This window comes from Psychromonas ingrahamii 37, from assembly GCF_000015285.1.
In the GTDB taxonomy this organism is placed as follows: Bacteria; Pseudomonadota; Gammaproteobacteria; order Enterobacterales; family Psychromonadaceae; genus Psychromonas; species Psychromonas ingrahamii.
This window is the reverse complement of record NC_008709.1, coordinates 1,254,976-1,273,202: the sequence shown is the minus strand read 5'-3', so window position 1 is coordinate 1,273,202 and position 18,227 is coordinate 1,254,976. Positions and strand designations below refer to the sequence as shown.

Genomic DNA, 18,227 nt, shown 5'->3' with positions numbered 1-18,227 from the left:
TAAATAACCTCAACTCGGAATAATGAAAGCGTAATATTACTTAATCTCATATTGTTACACTTTTATATTATACAGTGCCCTTAGTGTTGTGTAGTTCAAGGCAAATTATCAACGCAATAGCGGGCTATTGTTAGATGATTTAACACAGAAATACGCGAAAATAACGGTATTGTATCGTTTTGCTTATCCCGGGCTGAGGTTAACCATAAAGGTTTTAAATAAAATGAGTTTAATATTGTTAGCAAAAGGATTTGCCCTTGGGATCAGCATGATTCTTCCACTCGGAAGTCAAAATGCAATGATGCTAAATCAGGGAATTAACCGCAATTATCATTTATTAACCGCATTATTTTTTGCGTTGTCTGATATTTTATTAATTACCTTTGGTGTAATGGGTGGCAGCTTTCTGTTAGCCAGTAATGAAATAATCTTTGATTTGTTAACCTGGGGTGGCATTATTTTTTTATGCAGTTACGCTGCGATGTCAGTCAAAGCTGCTTTTAGCCGAACAGTGGATAGTAGCACAAGCAGTTCGGCAAAAAAGTCGTTAAAAATAGTTTTAATCAGCAGTTTCTTAGTCACCTTTTTAAACCCGCATGTGTACATTGATATGCTTATGATTATCGGCAGTGTTGGCGGGCAATATCAAGGCAGCAATAAAATATACTTTATGCTTGGGCTTATGTCTGCATCGGTTTTTTGGTTTTTCACCTTAGCAATCGGGGCTGCCAGGTTGTCGAAACAACTGAGCAAACCCCGTATCAAAGGTGCCATTGATATCACTGTTGCGGTTATTATGTTTTCAATTGCCTGGTCATTATTGACCACTTGGTTAGCAAAATAACAACGCTGCGGGTGATTAGCTGTGGGGTATTAATTGCAGCTGCTTTCATCTAATAAGGTTTCAAGGCAATGCTCTTTAATACCGTAAAATGCTTTGATTTCCGCAATCTGTTTAAGTAATTTGGTTTTGTCCCGGGCATTGTGTTGACTCTTTTTAACGGCCAAAATCATTTTATTTTTATTGGTATGCTCAAGGCTGATAAATTCAAACACTTTAGTTGTATAACCATGTGCTTCTAAAAATAGCGCGCGTAATGAGTCGGTCACCATTTCAGCTTGTAGCCCCATGTGCACGCCATACTGCAGCATAGGTTTGAATAATTCAGGGCTGTGCATTTGCGGGCGGATCTGTTTATGACAACATGGGGAACACATAATAATGCTGGCATTGGCGCGGATACCATAATGAATGGCATAATCTGTAGCAATATCACAGGCATGCAGCGCAATCATCACATCGGTTTGTTTGGGCGCATGGGTTTTGACATCTCCGCAAACAAAGGATAACCCTTGATGATCCAGTGTAGATGCGGTTTCATTACATAAATCGGCTAAGCCCTGACGTAATTCAACCCCGATTACCTGGGCATTATTATGCAGGCTATGGCGTAAATAGTCATGAATGGCAAAGGTTAAATATCCCTTACCTGAGCCAAAATCAACCACCTTAATGGGCTTTTGATCTGTTTGTGGTGAAACGTCTAAAGCCTGGCTAAATACCTCGATAAATTTATTGATCTGTTTCCATTTCCGCGACATGGCAGGAATAAGATGATGCTGCTTGTCTGTTACCCCGAGCCTCTCTAAAAATGGGCGATTAATATCCACAAAACGTTTTTTTTCACGATCATGCTGTAACGGACTGCTAGCCGTTTCTTTAACTTTACCACTCGCTTCCTTGACTTTATGAGTAGTTATATTGATTTTACCTTTTTTGCTGATTTCCAATTGCGTTTCAACGGATTCTGCCGATAAGTAGGCACTTTTAAAATCATCGTTTAATAACAATTTAATAGCAGCGATGCCTTCCTCATAGGAATAATTTTTAGTAATATCATTGGTTTGATGACGGTACACAAAAGACAGGACAGGCGCGTTTTGTAATATAACAGGGCGAACAGTAATACGTTGTAAGCTCTTATCATTACCTCTATATTTGCTTAATAACAGTTTTGTGAGACTGTTATTTTCAAGGCTTTCGGCCAATAGTCGGTAAAAATCATCAAAAGAATTGAGTGCAGAATGAGGCATAAAGTTTTCCGGGAAAGTAAAAAGAATGAGCAGAGTGGTCATACTAACAGTTATCTGCGCTTAATAATAAATTTATTGATTTTTGAGAAAAAGGACTTCACTCTGCGCTTTTAGGCCTTAAAAAAGGGTTATATCTTAAAAAAAATCGCATTTTTTGAGCAATGATTACTTTATAAAACGCCCTTTAAATACAGGGCGTTCACATATTGAATAAAAGCTAAGAGACTATTACCGCTTGTACCATTACCTCTTAGACAAGAATTTCATCACAAAAATAAGCGCGCTAAAAGCGATAAACGAAGCGACCAAAGAGAGGCTCAGGGAATTGGTAAAGCCAATCACCACAAAACCAACGGCAGAAACGCCGGCAACGGATAATGCATAGGGTAATTGGGTTGCTACATGATCGATATGCCTGCAACGTGCGCCCGTTGAAGAGAGTATAGTTGTATCGGAGATAGGTGAACAGTGATCGCCAAAGACAGAGCCCGCCAGTACCGCGCTTAACATAGGCAACATTAAGCTGAGCTCTGTCGCACCTGACATATCACCGGCAATCGGCAGCATAATGCCAAAGGTACCCCATGAGGTACCGGTAGAAAAAGCCATTGCCCCGGATAATACAAACATAATAACTGGTAACCACTGCACCCCGATATTACCTTGTACCAATGAAGATAAGTAAGCCCCAGTTTTCATATCGCCTATCACAGTGCCGATTGCCCAGGCAAAAAACAGGATAATAATAGCACCAAACATAGATCGGCCACCAATCCAGGCGGCGTGAAAAATTAACTTAAAGGCTATTTTTTGTTTTAGTACAGTGAATAAGGTAAATGCTAATCCGACCAGCGCACCGTAACAAAGAGACATACCCACATCGGTATTCTCAAAGGCACCTAACACTGAAAACGGTTTTCCACTGGCCGCCAGGGCGAGATTTCCTGTGTACTGCATAAAAAACAGGGTGCCTGCAATTAGCGCAAAAATAGGTAAAACAAGATCTGAGACTTTCCCTTGTTCACTTTCGTTTATGCCAAATTCATCATGCAGATCGACGGCTTGATGATCACCTTTTGTTTGTGCGCCATTTTTTTCTGCTTCAATTTCATGGTTTTTCATTAAACCAATATCAAGCTTAAACCAAATAACCGCAAACACCATTAACAGGGTAAAGACGGCATAAAAGTTCATTGGTATCAGTCTGACGTAAGCACCTAATGCTGAGTATTCAGTAATACCGTGACTTAATAAAATACCGCCAATAATAGTCATAATATAAGCCCCCCAGCTCGAAAGTGGCATGAGAATGCACATGGGCGCTGCGGTCGAATCCAGTATATAAGCTAATTTTGAACGAGAAACATTGAACCTGTCCGTCACTGGCCGAGCAATTGAACCGACTGCCAAGCTATTAAAGTAATCATCAATAAAAATGAACACACCTAAAAATGCAGCTAACAGTGATGCGCCGCGTTTATCTTTAATATGATTGAGTGCCCATAAAGAAAAGGCACGCGTGCCACCCGAAAGCGTTAACAGTGCTGTCATCATTCCCAGCAGTAACAAAAAGCCCACTATACTCATATTCCAAGTATTGATTCCGCCCTCATCGATCAAGACACTTTTAACCGTGGTCAGAATATAAATCGTACCCTTCGAAAATGAGAAATCCACCAATAATAACGCACCAAAAACGATACCTAATCCTAAAGAGAGCAAAACACGACGGGTAATAATTGCCAAACCTAATGCGACCACTGCCGGCATAACCGACAGGGGTGAGGTTGCAAAATCCGTTAAAATCATTAATTTACCTTTAAATTTTATTTGTATTTAAAAATGGAAAAGCCCCCTGCTCTTAAAAAGAGAGGAGGCTGCTTTTTTAATGAACCGATAAATCACAGGTCCATTTTTCAAATGTTCTTACTTAGATAACATTCACATGATCTTAATGAGATAACATTAAGGAGTCGGCCATTGCTTCAAGGTTCGATGTGCCCATCAAATAAGCATCAATTGCACGGGAAGCTTCACGACCTTCGTTAATACAGCGAACAACTAATGATTGCCCTGTACGCATATCCCCAGAAGCAAAAACACCTTGTTGGCTAGTGGCATAATCAGTTGTTTGAACATTGCCACGCTCATCCAAGGCGATATTAAGCTGCGCTAAAATACCCGTCGGCTCCGGGTGTAAGAACCCCATTGCTAAAAAGGCTTTAGTACAAGGAATGCTGCGAACAGTCCCTTCAATCTCGGTGAAATTAGGACGTTTACCGGGTTCCGCTTTTTCCCACTCGATATCAGCAACAACTAACTCTTTAACGTTGCCGTTTTCATCACCAATAAATTTTTTGGTAAGAATAGACCAATGACGATCGGCACCTTCCTGATGTGAACTCGTTGTTTTTAAGATCATTGGGTAGGAAGGCCAAGGCATATTAACCGTACGTTTTTCAGGCGGAACCGGCATAATTTCCACTTGCGTAATGCTTGCCGCTTGATGACGATTAGAAGTACCAACACAGTCAGAACCTGTATCGCCGCCGCCAATAACAACAACATGATCGTCTTTGGCGTGAATCTCTTCGCCTTTAATCTCCATACCGTTAGCACGACGGTTATTTTGAGAAAGGAATTCCATCGCAAAATGGACACCTTTCAGATCTCGGCCTGGAATAGGTAAATCACGAGGCACCGTTGAACCACCTGTCAATAACACCACATCAAACTGCTTACGCAACTCTTTAGCATCAAAATCAACGCCAATGTGTGCATTCACCACCATCTTAATACCAGCAGCTTCCAACACATCAATTTTACGATCAATAACATCCATACCCAACTTAAAGTCTGGGATACCAAAACGCATTAAACCGCCAACTTTTTCGTCACGTTCATAAACAGTCACCGTATGACCGGCACCGTTTAGCTGCTCAGCGGCAGTTAAACCAGCAGGTCCACTGCCCACGATTGCAACCGTTTTGCCAGTGCGTGATGTTGGAATTTTAGGCTTAGCATAACCATTTTCATAAGCTTTGTCGGCAATGGTTTTTTCTATGCTGCAAATCGTAACAGGATCCTGGTTAATACCAAGAACACAGGAGGTCTCACAAGGCGCCGGGCAGACACGCCCGGTGACTTCAGGAAAGTTATTCGTTGCACTTAATATATCCCAAGCTTCTACCCAACTTTCACGGTAAACCGCATCATTGAACTCAGGAATAATGTTACCAATCGGACAACCATCGTGACAGAAAGGTACACCACAATCCATACAACGAGAAGCTTGGTCACTGACTTTGTCGCCAAACTCATCGTTTTTTACAAACTCTTTATTATTTTTGATCCGTTCTATTACTGGTACTCTACCAGGTAGTTCACGACCTAATTCTAAAAATCCAGTTGGCTTACCCATTTTATACGTCTCCTATCTTGCATGCATCAAGAGTTGTTGCTTTAGCCGCTTGTTTCTCGCTGTTCGAGATGCTCTCTTTTGCAAGCTGAAGGCCTTTATTTTTTTTCGCCAGCAAAACCGCTTTGTAATCACGCGGCATCACTTTTTTGATTTGACTCAGGCTTGCTTCAGGATCAGCTAAAAATTCTTGAGCAACGTTTGATTCAGTTAATTCTAAATGTTTAGTCACTTTAGCAAGTATCAGCGCTTTATCTTCTTCCTCGAGCGGATCAATATCCACCAGTTCCATATTACAATTGCTTTCAAAGCACTGCTCACGATCCCAAACATAAGCCACACCACCACTCATACCTGCGGCGAAGTTACGTCCAGTGACACCCAGAACAATAGCGATACCGCCAGTCATATATTCACAACCGTGATCACCAATACCTTCAACAACTACTTGTGCACCGGAGTTACGCACACAGAAACGTTCACCTGCCATGCCATTAATGTATGACTCGCCAGAGGTCGCACCATAGAAACAAACGTTACCGATGATAATATTATCTTTAGCAACAATCGTTGAGTTACGGAATGGATAAACGACAATTTGACCACCGGACAAACCTTTGCCCCAGTAATCATTTGCATCACCCTCAACGGTAAACTCAACACCTTTTGCCAGAAAACAACCAAAAGATTGTCCGGCAGAACCGGTAAATTTAACCTGCATAGGTTTTGGTAAACCCTGTTCGCCGTACACTTTTGATATTTCGTTAGAAAGCATCGTACCGCAACTGCGATCCGTGTTTTTGAGAATAAACTCAGCACTAACGGCTTCACCTTTTTCAAGCGCAGGTTTGGCAAGCTTAATTAACTCTCTATCTAACACATTTTCAAGATTATGCATTTGACCCGTCTGATTAAACAGACCATCAGCTTCCTGAGCAGGTTCTTTAAATAAAATAGTGCTTAAATCTAAATTTTTGTATTTCCAATGTTTAATATTGTCACGCACTTTCAGGTTTTGTGTTTGTCCAACCATCTCATTGATAGTCGCATAACCCAACATCGCCATATTTTCACGCATTCCCTCGACCAGATATTGGAAGAAAGTAACAACATCTTCAACACGACCGTCAAAACGCTCTCGCAGTGTTTTATTTTGTGTCGCGATACCTACAGGACAAGTATTTAAATGACACTTACGCATCATAATACAACCTTCAACAACCAGTGCTGCGGTTGCAACGCCCCATTCTTCCGCGCCGAGTAATGTAGCAATAGTTAAGTCACGAGGCGTTTTCATCTGCCCATCGGCCTGCACTACAATACGGTTACGCAAACCATTTTTAAGCAGGGTTTGGTGCGTTTCAGCTAGACCAAGCTCCCATGGTAAACCCGTATGGCGGATAGATGATAGTGGCGATGCGCCTGTACCACCGTCAAAACCAGCGATTAAAACAACGTCTGCTTTCGCTTTACAAACACCTGAGGCAATGGTGCCCACACCCGCTTCTGATACCAGTTTGACATTCACACGCGCTTTACGGTTAGCATTTTTCAAATCGAAAATAAGCTGTGCTAAATCTTCGATTGAATAGATATCGTGATGCGGTGGAGGAGAAATCAAACCAACACCCGGTGTCGAGTGACGGGTACGACCAATCCAGTCATCCACTTTATGGCCCGGCAATTGACCACCTTCACCTGGTTTAGCTCCCTGTGCCATCTTAATCTGAATTTCATCGGCATTAGTCAGATAGTATGAGGTCACACCAAAACGACCCGATGCCACCTGTTTAATCGCAGAACGTTCCCAATCCCCATTTTCTTTTGGTAGAAAACGCATTGGATCTTCACCACCTTCACCGGTGTTGGATTTTGCCCCAATTCGGTTCATTGCAATCGCCAGCGTTGAGTGGGCTTCATGAGAAATAGAACCAAAGCTCATCGCGCCGGTTGCAAAACGTTTTAGAATACTTTCAGATGATTGAACCTGATCGAGCGCGATAGGCCCCGTTGCATTAGGTACAAATTCAAACTGACTGCGTAATGTTGCTGCATTATCACCCTGCGCGTCAACAGCGGCACAATATTCTTTAAACTCCGCATAATTTTTGTTACGCGTTGAATTTTGTAATAAAGGGATAGTCGTCGGGTTAAATAAATGTTTTTCACCACGCTGTTTCCATTGGTAAATACCACCTACATCTAAACGGTTGACGGGTACTTCACGTAGCGGGTAAGCAAAACGATGACGCACTAGAATTTCAGTTGCAATATCATCAATTGATAAACCTTGAATACGTGTCACAGTGCCTTTGAAGTAACTTTCAACAACCGATTTACTGATACCCAGTGCTTCAAATATTTGCGCACCTTGGTAGGATTGAATGGTTGAAATACCCATTTTAGAAAATATTTTCAGCAGGCCGGAGTCAATTGCCTCTTTATATGAAGCAAAAAGTTCTGAGACCTTTTTATCTGCAGGTAATCGTTTTTTCACCTGCAGGTCAACAATCATTTCTTCAATTAAGTAAGCGTTAACCGCTGATGCTCCGTAACCTATCACAGTTGCAAAATGATGAGTTTCACGTACATCGCCGGTTTCAACGACGATATCACAAAGCGCACGCAGGCCGCGTTTAATCAGATAATGATGTACCGCAGCCGTTACTAACATCGCAGGAATAGGAGCGTGGTCAGAGGTCGCACTGCGATCTGACAGAATAATGATCGAATAACCATCATGAATCGCATCTTCCGCATAGCGGCAAATACGATCTAATGATCTGGCTAACTTGCCCGGCTCACCCGTTGCTCTAAATAATGTATCTAATGTTTTAGCCTGCAGGTTTTTATCATCTAACGCATTGATTTTTTGCAGTTCGGCATTACTTAATACCGGAGACTCAAGCTCGACTTTATGACAATGCTCAGGTGTTTCCGATAATAAATTTTGATCTTTACCTAAGTAAGTTTTTAGCGACATAACCATACGCTCACGAATCGGATCGATTGGCGGGTTGGTTACCTGTGCGAACAACTGCTTAAAGTAATGAGATAAATGCTGAGCTTGATGGGAAAGGACAGCCAGTGGCCAATCGACACCCATAGCGCCCAATGGCTCTTTACCATCACGCATCATCGGCAATACAATCTCATTCATCTCTTCCGAGGTCACACCAAAACCTTGTAGACGGCGCAATAAGTGACCATCTTCAGGCTGAAGATTACGCTCTAATGCTGCCGGCTGGTTTTCCAACTTAACCAGGTTATCCGCTAACCAGGTTTCATAGGGCTGTCTTGCTGCGATACTGTCTTTTATTTCATCATCGGAGATGATTCGGCCCTGTTTAAGATCCGCTACAAAAATACGGCCTGGTTGCAGACGACCACGAAGTTTAATATTTTCAGGTGGAATATCAACCACACCGGTTTCCGATGCCATGATTAAGAAATCATCTTTAGTCACACAATAACGTGAAGGGCGTAGACCGTTTCGATCCAGCGTCGCACCCACTTGCACACCATCGGTAAAACAAACAGAAGCTGGGCCATCCCAAGGTTCCATTAAGTTTGCATGATATTGGTAGAATGCACGACGAGAAGGATCCATCGTCTTATTTTCTTGCCAAGCTTCAGGGATCATCATCATTAATGCGTGTGGCAGGCTACGACCGGAAAGCACTAATAATTCTAAGGCCATATCAAAACTTGCAGAGTCAGACATGCCATCGGTACAGATTGGCATTAACATATCTAGTTCTGAACGTGTAAAAAACTCTGCTTGCAGCAAAGCTTCACGGGCTTTCATCCAGTTAATATTACCGCGTACGGTATTAATTTCACCATTATGCGCAATATAACGGAAAGGCTGCGCTAAACGCCAGCGCGGGAAGGTATTAGTTGAGAAACGAGAATGTACAAGTGCAAGCGCGGTCACCATGCTTGGGTTTTGCAAATCAAGGAAATACTGAGGTACTTGCTCGGTGGTTAACTGACCTTTGTAAACAATTGTTTTGTAAGAGAATGTATTAATGTAAAAATTATCACCGATCTCATCAACTGACTGCAAACAGATGCGTGTTGAATAATTACGCAGGATAAATAATTTACGTTCCAATACAGCGGGGTCCATATCAGGTCCCCCCGTTACAAACATATGTTCGAACTGTGGTTCCGTGCTTAATGGATCTTCACCAATCATTGAATTATCGGTCGGAAGGACACGGTAGCCGATAAGTTCAAGACCTAAACGCTGCACATTTCGTTCTAATATTTCACGACATTCTTTACGTTGGTTAATCTCTTTTGGAAAGAGGATTGTACCCACGCCATATTGGTCGAATTTTGGTAAAGTAATACCCATTTTTAACGCTTCAGTTACTAAAAACTCATGCGGTTTTTGTAAAAGAATACCGGCACCATCACCACTGCAGGGATCACACCCTTGTCCACCCCGGTGCTCCATACGTGCAAGCATGTCTAAAGCTTGGGTAACAATTGCATGTGACTTGCTGTTTTTCAAGTGTGCAACAAAGCCTATACCACAGGCATCATGTTCCATCTCTGGCACATAAAGGCCTTGAGCGTTTTGCTCTATATCAGTCATAAATACGTCCTTGAAGATAAAACGGTAACGAAAACGATACTGTTTTACATCTCTTGTTTTCAAAGTGCTAGTTAAGGCTTAATTTGTAGGTAAACACAAAAATAAGCAATCAATATTATTTTATAGAAAGGAAACTACTGGTTAGTAGGGGCAAATTTGCACTTTTAAAAAAACTTCCTGATTCAAAAAATAACGCTAATAGCGTCCCCACACAAGCGAAAGCTCATGTAAATATTGCTCTTTAATCAATCTAATGACATGGAAAATAATTTCCTTATTCTACCGTCTCAATAATATAAAATCCAACTTTGTTAATCTAACAACTCTTTGATGTTAACATCTTGTTAAATAAGGTTTTAACATAAAAAATCTACATTTTCACTTACAAAAACCATTTTATTTTGGCATTGATTTGACTTTATTTGGGGGAAAGTAAGACAAAAGACAGTTAAAATCTCAAAAAAAACGGTAGTTATGTAAAATAAACGATTAAAAATTCATTTACCAGCATAATTTAACATTAATGATAAAAAAGTTTAGTCTCATTAATTCTCAATCCGTACAGTTGAATCTCTTCGAGTCGGTATTATGCATTTGCAGCTTACCTTAAGAAAGTGTCTTGGGGTAGTTTGGAGTAAGTCTATTTTAACCTTTGTGTATTAGTCTTAGATTCACATTATAAATAGGGTTGAAAACTGTTTTGATGGTTTTTAACCCTATCGGTCCGCTTGATGGATCTGAGTGATTAAATAAACAAATAACAACGTTATTTTTTAGTGATCACCAAAATCACTTCACCCACTCTAAATCCCCATTTAGTGATAAAACTGCGATTTATGACGACCTTGTTATCCACCTGGTATAACCAATCATCAAAGGTTACTTGTATCTCTTTACCGTCAACAGGCAAATCCAATTGATAATCCCAATGCAATGCAAAACCGTTACTTTCTCCAATGGCTTCGCCAACCACATCACCCGCAGTACCAATATAATGGCCCTCTTTTAATTTAGTGATTTGCCAGGTACGTGTGGTTTTTTCGCCGTCATCAAATACAAACCACTCCTCTAATTTTCCTTGACCATCTTTCCAGGTGCCAAGCATCTCAACCGTAAAGCGCCGTGTTACCTTGCCACCGCGATCCAGAACAATACCCTGTGCTTGTAATGGCCCCTTGAAATAATTCTCAACATCAAACTTTGGGGAGCTATTCGCATAGTCATCCAGGTTTTGCGAGCTGCATCCTAAAATCATCAAACTGAAAATTAAACTTATCAATATTTTCATTTTATTTCACCTATTAATTGTCTGCGTAAATCAGGTTCACTGGTTTTTTTTGATAACCATATATCCAGAAAAGCACTGCTAAAATTAGGGTTTTCAATATCACCTAATAAACGATCATTATGATAAAAAGTGCCCTGACCATTTCTCGCCACCAAAAAGGTGAGCGTATCGCCACTGTCTACATTCGGCCATAAAGAAAAAAGTTGTGCTAGCCAGGGTTTATATAATGGAGTGGCAATATTCATTTTTTGCCATTCGTCAGCCGTTGCTTTGATCAACCCCTCTTTCTTAAAAGAGCGCTGGTAGCGAATTTTTAAGGCTTGAGGGTATTCTTGGTGGACGTAACGGCCATCGGCACTGTGTAATGAAACCTGATAAACGTCCATAAATAACCATGACATTTCTCCCTTACCGACGGTTTTAAGCTGCGCCGTCACATTTGAATATGCCAGGTTAGAAAAAAGCAGGACAGCCGCAAAACTGAATACTAATAAAAGTCGTTTCTTAGCTATATTTTGGTTTAGATTTGTCATAACGATCACCGTAACTTCGCGATATGGACAGGTATACCGGTAGAAGTATTGCCCAGATCACTATAAATATAAATACTGTCTGTAAAGGGGGAAGTGGAAAATCAACCGCCCCGAATTTGTACCCGGCGTAATAGCTGAGCGGTCCGAATAATCCGCCAAAAACAACTTGAAAATAGAGCGGAATTTTATTCAACCAAGACATGCCATGATTGAGTGCCACAGCAAAGTGAGCCCATAATAAAACTAACCAGAGCGGTAAAAGAGCCGCTTCGGGAAAAATCATTATTCCAAGCCAGGATAATAACAGATCGACCGTTCCCCCAATTGCCGAGATAGTGATTAAACTGGCTAAATCAAATTTACGATCAGGCGACAAATAAAAATGCAGCAGTAAGGAAAATATTAAAAAAATCTCCCCGCTGACCGTAAAAAAAACAGCAATAAACCACATTAACTGGAACCAAATAAAATTAAACCAGTAAAAGTGTTTTCTAATAAAGCACCGCATATTAAAAACCTCAGGCTCTAAAAGCGGGTTTAGCGGCAATCAGATGCACCGCACTGATATTTCTTTCCAGGAAGGCACCTTCGCAATAACAGAAATAAAAACGCCATAAACGAATAAAATCATCGTTATATCCCAATTTTTTTATTTCAAGGAGAGAAATCTCAAACTGCTCACGCCAGTGGTTTAATGTTTGGGCATAATCCATGCCAATGTCATGCAATGAAGTGATTACCATATCGGTTTTATTGTTGATATTATTGGCCATTACACTGATCGAGGGCAAGCAGCCACCAGGAAAAATATAACGCTGAATAAAGTCCACACTAGAGCGGTATTGGTCATAACGCTGATCCGCAATAGTAATAGCTTGAATCAACATTTTTCCATGCGGTTTCAGGTGGTTATTACAGATTTCGAAAAAACTCGCCAGGTATTCATGGCCAACAGCTTCAATCATTTCGATTGACACTAACTTATCGTACTGTCCGGTCAGATCTCGATAATCGGATTTTAATAATGTAATACTGCCTTCTAATCCCAAGCTTTTGACACGTGCTTGTGTGTATAAAAACTGTTCTTCTGAAATAGTAGTAGTAGTGACTTTTACGCCATAATGCTGTGCTGCATAAATGGCCAGGGCACCCCAGCCGGTTCCTATTTCCAGTAATGTTTCGCCTTTTTTTAACGCAAGTCTGTCACAAATAGTTTTTAATTTATGCAGCTGGGCTTCTTCTAAACTGGCATCTGAGGTTGGATAAATTGCGCTTGAGTAAAGCATCTCTTTATCTAAAAATTGCTCATAAAGATCATTGCCAAGGTCATAATGTGCAAGAATATTCTTTTTTGAGCCGCTACGGGTATTTTTGCGGGCCTTATGATAAATCCAAGTGGGAATCGCCATCACTTTTGCAAGACGTTTTTCAATTTCGTCCTGTACCCCCTGTTCACGTCCTAATACTTGAATAACCTTAGTCAAGTCCGGGCTGCTCCACCAGCCTTGAATATAAGACTCCCCTGCAGCAACGCTTCCGCCCAACAAAATTTTCCGATAGGTTTTACTGTTTTTTATAACAATTTTGCCTTTTAAGCTTGCGTTAGGATCCCCTAAAATAATTTCCTGTTGCTGATCGACTAAAATCAAACAGGCCTGCTGCATTTTTCCTAATATCGATACCAATACCTTTTTAGCAAACTGATCTATATAAGCCATTGCTTCAATATCTGTATTTAGTTTTGTTGTATTAACGGCCATTATCAATTTCCTTTTTTACAGCGTGACCAATAAAAGGCACACCTTTAATAAACAGTTTTAAAGCTTGCCAATAAATACCGGCCAAGGTTTTTAGGGTCATCACGGGGATGTTAAGCAAACATTGTCGTAAATTTTTGTTACAAAATTCGATACTTTTCATATTCAAGCTGGCTGTAAATATTTTTTTATCCGTGTGGTTCTCAATATGCAAACTCAACTGTTCTCCGGGCGCTTTAATGTGCCAATGATACTGCATCTCTAAATCCATAAAAGGTGACACAGGGAATGCTTTATCACAGATTAAATCCTTATTTATATCAATAAGGTAGTAGTGTCGTTCATTCCAGGGAGTATTACTGACTTCCGCGAGTAAATAACTTAATTGGTTATCTTTCTGGTAGCAATAATATAAATTTATCGGACTAAAATACAGCCCAAAACAGCGCATCTGTCCAATAAACATAACCCGACCCGCTAAATTCTCTCCGCCTAACTGCGCTACTTTTTGCCAAACAAGTTGTTTATTAATGGTTTTTTTGTGCTCTAAATAATCTCTCGAACGAAAACTTAAAGGCGCAAATTTATCCCACTTAAACCACCGACCAAGTTCACTGAGTTTTTCTATCTCATCAAGATCAATCGCCAAAAAAAATATCTTGTAGGAAAAATGATGTTCACGCGGCGTAAAACGTTTATGACCGACTTCACCAACATAAATACAAGAGTTAAGCTTTTCCATTAAACACTCCTCTTATTCGGCAGCTTAAAGAGAAACACCAAAACGGCGGCACACATCAAGTGCACTCTCCACACCATCTTCATGGAAACCGTTATACCAATATGCCCCCGCAAAATGGGTATTATTTTTCCCGCAAATAGCCAACCTGTTTTTTTGTGCATCGATAGAAGCTTGATTAAAAACCGGATGTGAATAGTTAAACCGCCCTAAAATTTTATTCGCATCTATCGACTGAGTGTGATTTAAAGTAACGCAAAAAATGGGTGCATCGGCAGGTAGATTTTGCAATATATTCATATTATAAGTCACCGCAACAGGCCGCTCATTATCACTGTTTAAGTGATAATTCCATGCCGCCCAAGCAAGTTTCTTTTTAGGCAACATACTTATATCGGTATGCAGAACGACCTCATTTTTTTGATAAGCCATTTTACCTAGGATATCCTGTTCATCCTGACTTAAGTCTTTGAGTATCGACATCGCTTGATCGCTGTGACATGCCAGAATCACTTCATCGAATATCTGCCAATCACCCTCTGCTGTTTTTAATTTAATATGGCCATTCTCACGGAAAATTTCAGAGACTGGCGCATTAAGATGGACCTTATCTTCAAAACCTTTAATTAACGGTTCCACATAAGAATCAGAACCGTTAGGAACCACATACCATTGCGGACGATTATTAATAGTTAATAATCCGTGGTTATAAAAAAAACGCACAAAAAAATACAGAGGAAAAGCTTCCATATCATGCAGACTGGCAGACCAAATAGCCGCGCCCATGGGTAATATATAATGTGAACGAAAATATTCACTAAACCCTTGCTGATCCAAAAAAGACCCTAAGCTTATCTTATCGTCTAGTTTTTTAGATTCCCAGGCTGACTGACATAATTTATTAAAACGCAGGATCTCTTTAATCAGTTTAAGAAATTTCAGATTGAAAAGGTTAGTACGTTGAGCGAATAAACCGTTTAAATTACTGCCGCTATATTCAAGCCCGGTATCCTCATTTCTGACACTAAAACTCATTTCAGTGGCCAGTCTATCGATACCAATCTTGGCCATTAATTTTTCGAAATTTGGATAGGTTCGATCATTAAAAACAATAAAACCAGTATCAAGTCGCCACTTTTTTCCCTGATAGAGGATATCCTGAGTTGCCGTATGCCCACCGATATAATTCCCTGCTTCAAAAACAGAGATATCGTGTTTTTCATTTAACAGATGCGCACAAGTAAGTCCCGAAATACCACTTCCTACAATGGCTATTTTTTTCATTTATTAATCATCCTTGTCGCAATAAAAAACCAAACGGCGTCCGGAAAGAAGGCTAATATTTTCAGCGTAAAGGTAAAAAAAGCAGGAAAATGTATTTCTTTTTTACCTTTAAGCAACCCTTTAAAAATATAGTCAGCAGCCTTATCAGCTGTTATCAGCATAGGCATAGAAAAAGCATTTTTATCCGTTAAAGGCGTTTTCACAAAACCGGGATTAATCAAACAAACACTGATCTGATCATCAATAAGGTCGATCGCCAAGGTTTTAGCTAAATAAGCAACCCCCGCTTTACTCGCCCCGTAGGCTTCTGCCCGAGAAAAAGGTAAATAAATTGCGCTTGAGCCCATTAAAGCGAGTTGTCCGCCTTTTTTTATTTTCGGTAACACACTCTGTAAGCAATAGCCCAAAGCGATTAAATTGGTGGTAATAACGCGTGCAAAGAGATCCCCGTCAAAATTTTTGGCATTATCGATATATTCGCAACTACCCGCATTTAAAATAACCATGTCTAACTCAGGCAGTGTTCTCAGAGCCTCTTCGACTTGCTCTTTGTCACTGATATCAAAGCTTAATGTTGACACATTTTTTAAACTACGCAGTTCATCTAAGGCTTGTTGATTACGACCACAGGCAATAACGGCATAACCTTGCTTCTGATAAAGCAAACACAAGGCTTTACCAATGCCGGAGGTGGCGCCTGTAATTAAGATACGTTTCATGAAGCAACCCGGTTTTTAACCATTCGAATAACGCCACCGAGCAAGGGCAGATGCTCATACAACATTTGCCCCATATCAAGAAAATCTCGGTGGTAATAAATTTTTTCATTAAATTTAAGGTGAGAACTGCCATTTACAGAGATAGTATTACCCTTATTGATTTTTGGATGCGCATATTGCATCGTCCATATAATAGAGGCTTTGCCTTCCTCCTCAATCACCTCTTCAATATTAAAATTGCAGTAAAGAAGATGCCCGTAAAGATGGCTAAAATACTCGCTTAATTGATCTAACCCTTTAAGGTTATGCAGCGCATCAATGAAATTTATATTATCACTGTAAACGAGCCCCAGCTGGCTTAGATTATTCTTATCTAATCCCTGATATACACGACAAAAATCATCAATCAGTGCACTTGTCATTATTAACCCTTTTTTAATACTGAATATCTATCTAACGCATTTAATCTTGCTTGTTTATGTTCAACTATTGCGTTTACCGGAAAATGAATTTTTTTATTATCGAATCCATTTAGTTCTTTGACGTATTTACGGATGAAAAGTCCCTTTGGATCAAACTTTTGACTCTGAATAATAGGGTTAAAAATTCTAAAATAGGGTTGTGCATCACAACCTGTACTGGCAGCCCACTGCCAGCCACCGTTATTGGATGCCAAATCACCGTCTATTAAATGCTCCCTGAAATAAGCCTCACCCCAACGCCAATCGATCAGTAAATGCTTAGTTAAAAAACTGGCAGTTACCATTCTTAAGCGGTTATGCATCCAGCCAGTTTGATTTAACTGACGCATCGCAGCATCTACCAATCCATACCCTGTCCGCCCTTCACACCAGGCTTTAAAGTCATCGGGGTTATTGCTCCAAGTGATATTATCTGCCAGTTTATTGAAATTTTTCCCTTTACATAATTGCGGATTAAAGATCATTAGATGGCGATAAAATTCACGCCAAACAATTTCATTTATCCAACTAAAGACACTTGAGTCCTGAGCATCTAAGGCATCGGGAAAAGCCGCCAGTACCTCATAAACACAACGTTTGGCACTGATAACGCCGAATTTTAAATAAGCAGATAACCCGGATGTGCCATCGAGAGAGGGAATATCTCTGTTGTGATGATAATCTTCTATATCCTGTAATAAAAAATGCCGTAAACGCCGCAACGCGGCAGTCTCTCCCGCAGGCCAGGCTTGGCTGGATTTTTTGTCATAATTAACACTTATATTTTTCGACCAACTCACATTTAAGGAGGGCATCTGATCAGCAGGTTTGGGTAATGGCGTGAGATCTGTCTGTTTTACTTCTTTCATCCAGGCATTTCTAAAAGCGGTGAATACTTTATACATTCCACCTTGCTTCGTAAGTACGCTGCCCGCCTGTAAAATACAGTCACACTGATAAAGTACTAAAGGCAGCCCGGCTTTTTTGACCGCTTGATCGCGCTCTTTTTCATTAATTTCGGGCTCATCATTGGCATGAATAGTATTAATATGGTGATCTTTTTGGATCTGCTTAAGGCGTGCCGGGATATGAGAAAAGTCAGCGACTTCTTCGATTAACAAGGGAATACCTAATGCCGCTAACTCTTCAGCTAAAACTTTTAAATTTTGCTCAATAAAATCAGCTTGAATAGGCGCTAATTGGTGATTTTTCCACTGCCCGGGGGTAACAAAATAAATGCCTGTTACCGGGCCTTTTAAACAAGCATAATATAAAGCTGAATTATCTGACGTACGTAAATCGTTACGAAACCAAACCAAGTGCATCTT

At 40.3% G+C, this 18,227-nt stretch carries 14 protein-coding genes; 1 reads left to right on the top strand and 13 read right to left on the bottom strand.

Going from position 1 to position 18,227, the window contains the following annotated elements:
* Window positions 1–223: 223 nt before the first annotated feature.
* Entirely contained in the window at window positions 224–844 is a 621-nt protein-coding gene (locus tag PING_RS05370; protein WP_011769413.1) for a LysE/ArgO family amino acid transporter, read from the top strand.
* Window positions 845–873: 29 nt separating this feature from the next.
* On the opposite strand, the gene PING_RS05365 is transcribed toward PING_RS05370, so the two are convergent.
* From PING_RS05365 to phrB, 13 genes are all read right to left on the bottom strand, one after another.
* A complete protein-coding gene (locus PING_RS05365) occupies window positions 874–2,094 on the bottom strand; it encodes a class I SAM-dependent methyltransferase (protein ID WP_041765997.1) in 1,221 nt (406 codons plus the stop codon).
* Between the two features lie 243 nt (window positions 2,095–2,337).
* A complete protein-coding gene (locus PING_RS05360) occupies window positions 2,338–3,903 on the bottom strand; it encodes a Na+/H+ antiporter NhaC family protein (RefSeq protein WP_011769411.1) in 1,566 nt (521 codons plus the stop codon).
* Window positions 3,904–4,045: 142 nt separating this feature from the next.
* Window positions 4,046–5,515 carry a glutamate synthase subunit beta gene (locus tag PING_RS05355; protein ID WP_011769410.1) on the bottom strand — a complete coding sequence of 490 codons (1,470 nt, stop codon included), beginning with the start codon at window positions 5,513–5,515 and terminating at the stop codon, window positions 4,046–4,048.
* Window position 5,516: 1 nt separating this feature from the next.
* Entirely contained in the window at window positions 5,517–10,118 is a 4,602-nt protein-coding gene (gene gltB, locus PING_RS05350) for a glutamate synthase large subunit (RefSeq protein ID WP_011769409.1), read from the bottom strand.
* Between the two features lie 766 nt (window positions 10,119–10,884).
* Window positions 10,885–11,406 (bottom strand): DUF3833 domain-containing protein, encoded by a 522-nt coding sequence (locus tag PING_RS05345; RefSeq protein WP_011769408.1) that lies wholly within the window; start codon window positions 11,404–11,406, stop codon window positions 10,885–10,887.
* Window positions 11,403–11,939: a chalcone isomerase family protein gene (locus tag PING_RS05340; RefSeq protein ID WP_011769407.1), complete on the bottom strand. Its 537-nt coding sequence runs from the start codon at window positions 11,937–11,939 to the stop codon at window positions 11,403–11,405. Before PING_RS05340 ends, PING_RS05345 begins: the two co-directional genes overlap by 4 nt.
* Complete coding sequence (locus PING_RS05335) at window positions 11,911–12,447, bottom strand: DUF2878 domain-containing protein (RefSeq protein ID WP_011769406.1); 537 nt, start codon at window positions 12,445–12,447, stop codon at window positions 11,911–11,913. The genes PING_RS05340 and PING_RS05335 overlap by 29 nt, the downstream gene beginning before the upstream one ends.
* A gap of 10 nt (window positions 12,448–12,457) precedes the next feature.
* Window positions 12,458–13,699, bottom strand: coding sequence for an SAM-dependent methyltransferase (locus PING_RS05330; RefSeq protein ID WP_011769405.1), 1,242 nt, complete (start codon window positions 13,697–13,699; stop codon window positions 12,458–12,460).
* Window positions 13,689–14,438 carry a DUF1365 domain-containing protein gene (locus tag PING_RS05325; RefSeq protein ID WP_011769404.1) on the bottom strand — a complete coding sequence of 250 codons (750 nt, stop codon included), beginning with the start codon at window positions 14,436–14,438 and terminating at the stop codon, window positions 13,689–13,691. The genes PING_RS05330 and PING_RS05325 overlap by 11 nt, the downstream gene beginning before the upstream one ends.
* 24 nt (window positions 14,439–14,462) lie before the next feature.
* Window positions 14,463–15,719 (bottom strand): NAD(P)/FAD-dependent oxidoreductase, encoded by a 1,257-nt coding sequence (locus PING_RS05320; RefSeq protein ID WP_011769403.1) that lies wholly within the window; start codon window positions 15,717–15,719, stop codon window positions 14,463–14,465.
* Window positions 15,716–16,438 carry an SDR family NAD(P)-dependent oxidoreductase gene (locus PING_RS05315; protein ID WP_011769402.1) on the bottom strand — a complete coding sequence of 241 codons (723 nt, stop codon included), beginning with the start codon at window positions 16,436–16,438 and terminating at the stop codon, window positions 15,716–15,718. The genes PING_RS05320 and PING_RS05315 overlap by 4 nt, the downstream gene beginning before the upstream one ends.
* Complete coding sequence (locus PING_RS05310; RefSeq protein ID WP_011769401.1) at window positions 16,435–16,860, bottom strand: nuclear transport factor 2 family protein; 426 nt, start codon at window positions 16,858–16,860, stop codon at window positions 16,435–16,437. The genes PING_RS05315 and PING_RS05310 overlap by 4 nt, the downstream gene beginning before the upstream one ends.
* A gap of 2 nt (window positions 16,861–16,862) precedes the next feature.
* Window positions 16,863–18,224, bottom strand: a complete 1,362-nt coding sequence (phrB, locus tag PING_RS05305; RefSeq protein WP_011769400.1) for a deoxyribodipyrimidine photo-lyase — start codon at window positions 18,222–18,224, stop codon at window positions 16,863–16,865.
* Between the last annotated feature and the right edge of the window lie 3 nt (window positions 18,225–18,227).

What these genes read in the sequence shown, in the direction of transcription:
- PING_RS05370 (WP_011769413.1), top strand. Translation starts at nt 224, where the DNA reads ATGAGTTTAATATTGTTAGCAAAAGGATTTGCCCTTGGGATCAGCATG.
- PING_RS05365 (WP_041765997.1), bottom strand. Translation starts at nt 2,094, where the DNA reads ATGCCTCATTCTGCACTCAATTCTTTTGATGATTTTTACCGACTATTG.
- PING_RS05360 (WP_011769411.1), bottom strand. Translation starts at nt 3,903, where the DNA reads ATGATTTTAACGGATTTTGCAACCTCACCCCTGTCGGTTATGCCGGCA.
- PING_RS05355 (WP_011769410.1), bottom strand. Translation starts at nt 5,515, where the DNA reads ATGGGTAAGCCAACTGGATTTTTAGAATTAGGTCGTGAACTACCTGGT.
- gltB (WP_011769409.1), bottom strand. Translation starts at nt 10,118, where the DNA reads ATGACTGATATAGAGCAAAACGCTCAAGGCCTTTATGTGCCAGAGATG.
- PING_RS05345 (WP_011769408.1), bottom strand. Translation starts at nt 11,406, where the DNA reads ATGAAAATATTGATAAGTTTAATTTTCAGTTTGATGATTTTAGGATGC.
- PING_RS05340 (WP_011769407.1), bottom strand. Translation starts at nt 11,939, where the DNA reads ATGACAAATCTAAACCAAAATATAGCTAAGAAACGACTTTTATTAGTA.
- PING_RS05335 (WP_011769406.1), bottom strand. Translation starts at nt 12,447, where the DNA reads ATGCGGTGCTTTATTAGAAAACACTTTTACTGGTTTAATTTTATTTGG.
- PING_RS05330 (WP_011769405.1), bottom strand. Translation starts at nt 13,699, where the DNA reads ATGGCCGTTAATACAACAAAACTAAATACAGATATTGAAGCAATGGCT.
- PING_RS05325 (WP_011769404.1), bottom strand. Translation starts at nt 14,438, where the DNA reads ATGGAAAAGCTTAACTCTTGTATTTATGTTGGTGAAGTCGGTCATAAA.
- PING_RS05320 (WP_011769403.1), bottom strand. Translation starts at nt 15,719, where the DNA reads ATGAAAAAAATAGCCATTGTAGGAAGTGGTATTTCGGGACTTACTTGT.
- PING_RS05315 (WP_011769402.1), bottom strand. Translation starts at nt 16,438, where the DNA reads ATGAAACGTATCTTAATTACAGGCGCCACCTCCGGCATTGGTAAAGCC.
- PING_RS05310 (WP_011769401.1), bottom strand. Translation starts at nt 16,860, where the DNA reads ATGACAAGTGCACTGATTGATGATTTTTGTCGTGTATATCAGGGATTA.
- phrB (WP_011769400.1), bottom strand. Translation starts at nt 18,224, where the DNA reads ATGCACTTGGTTTGGTTTCGTAACGATTTACGTACGTCAGATAATTCA.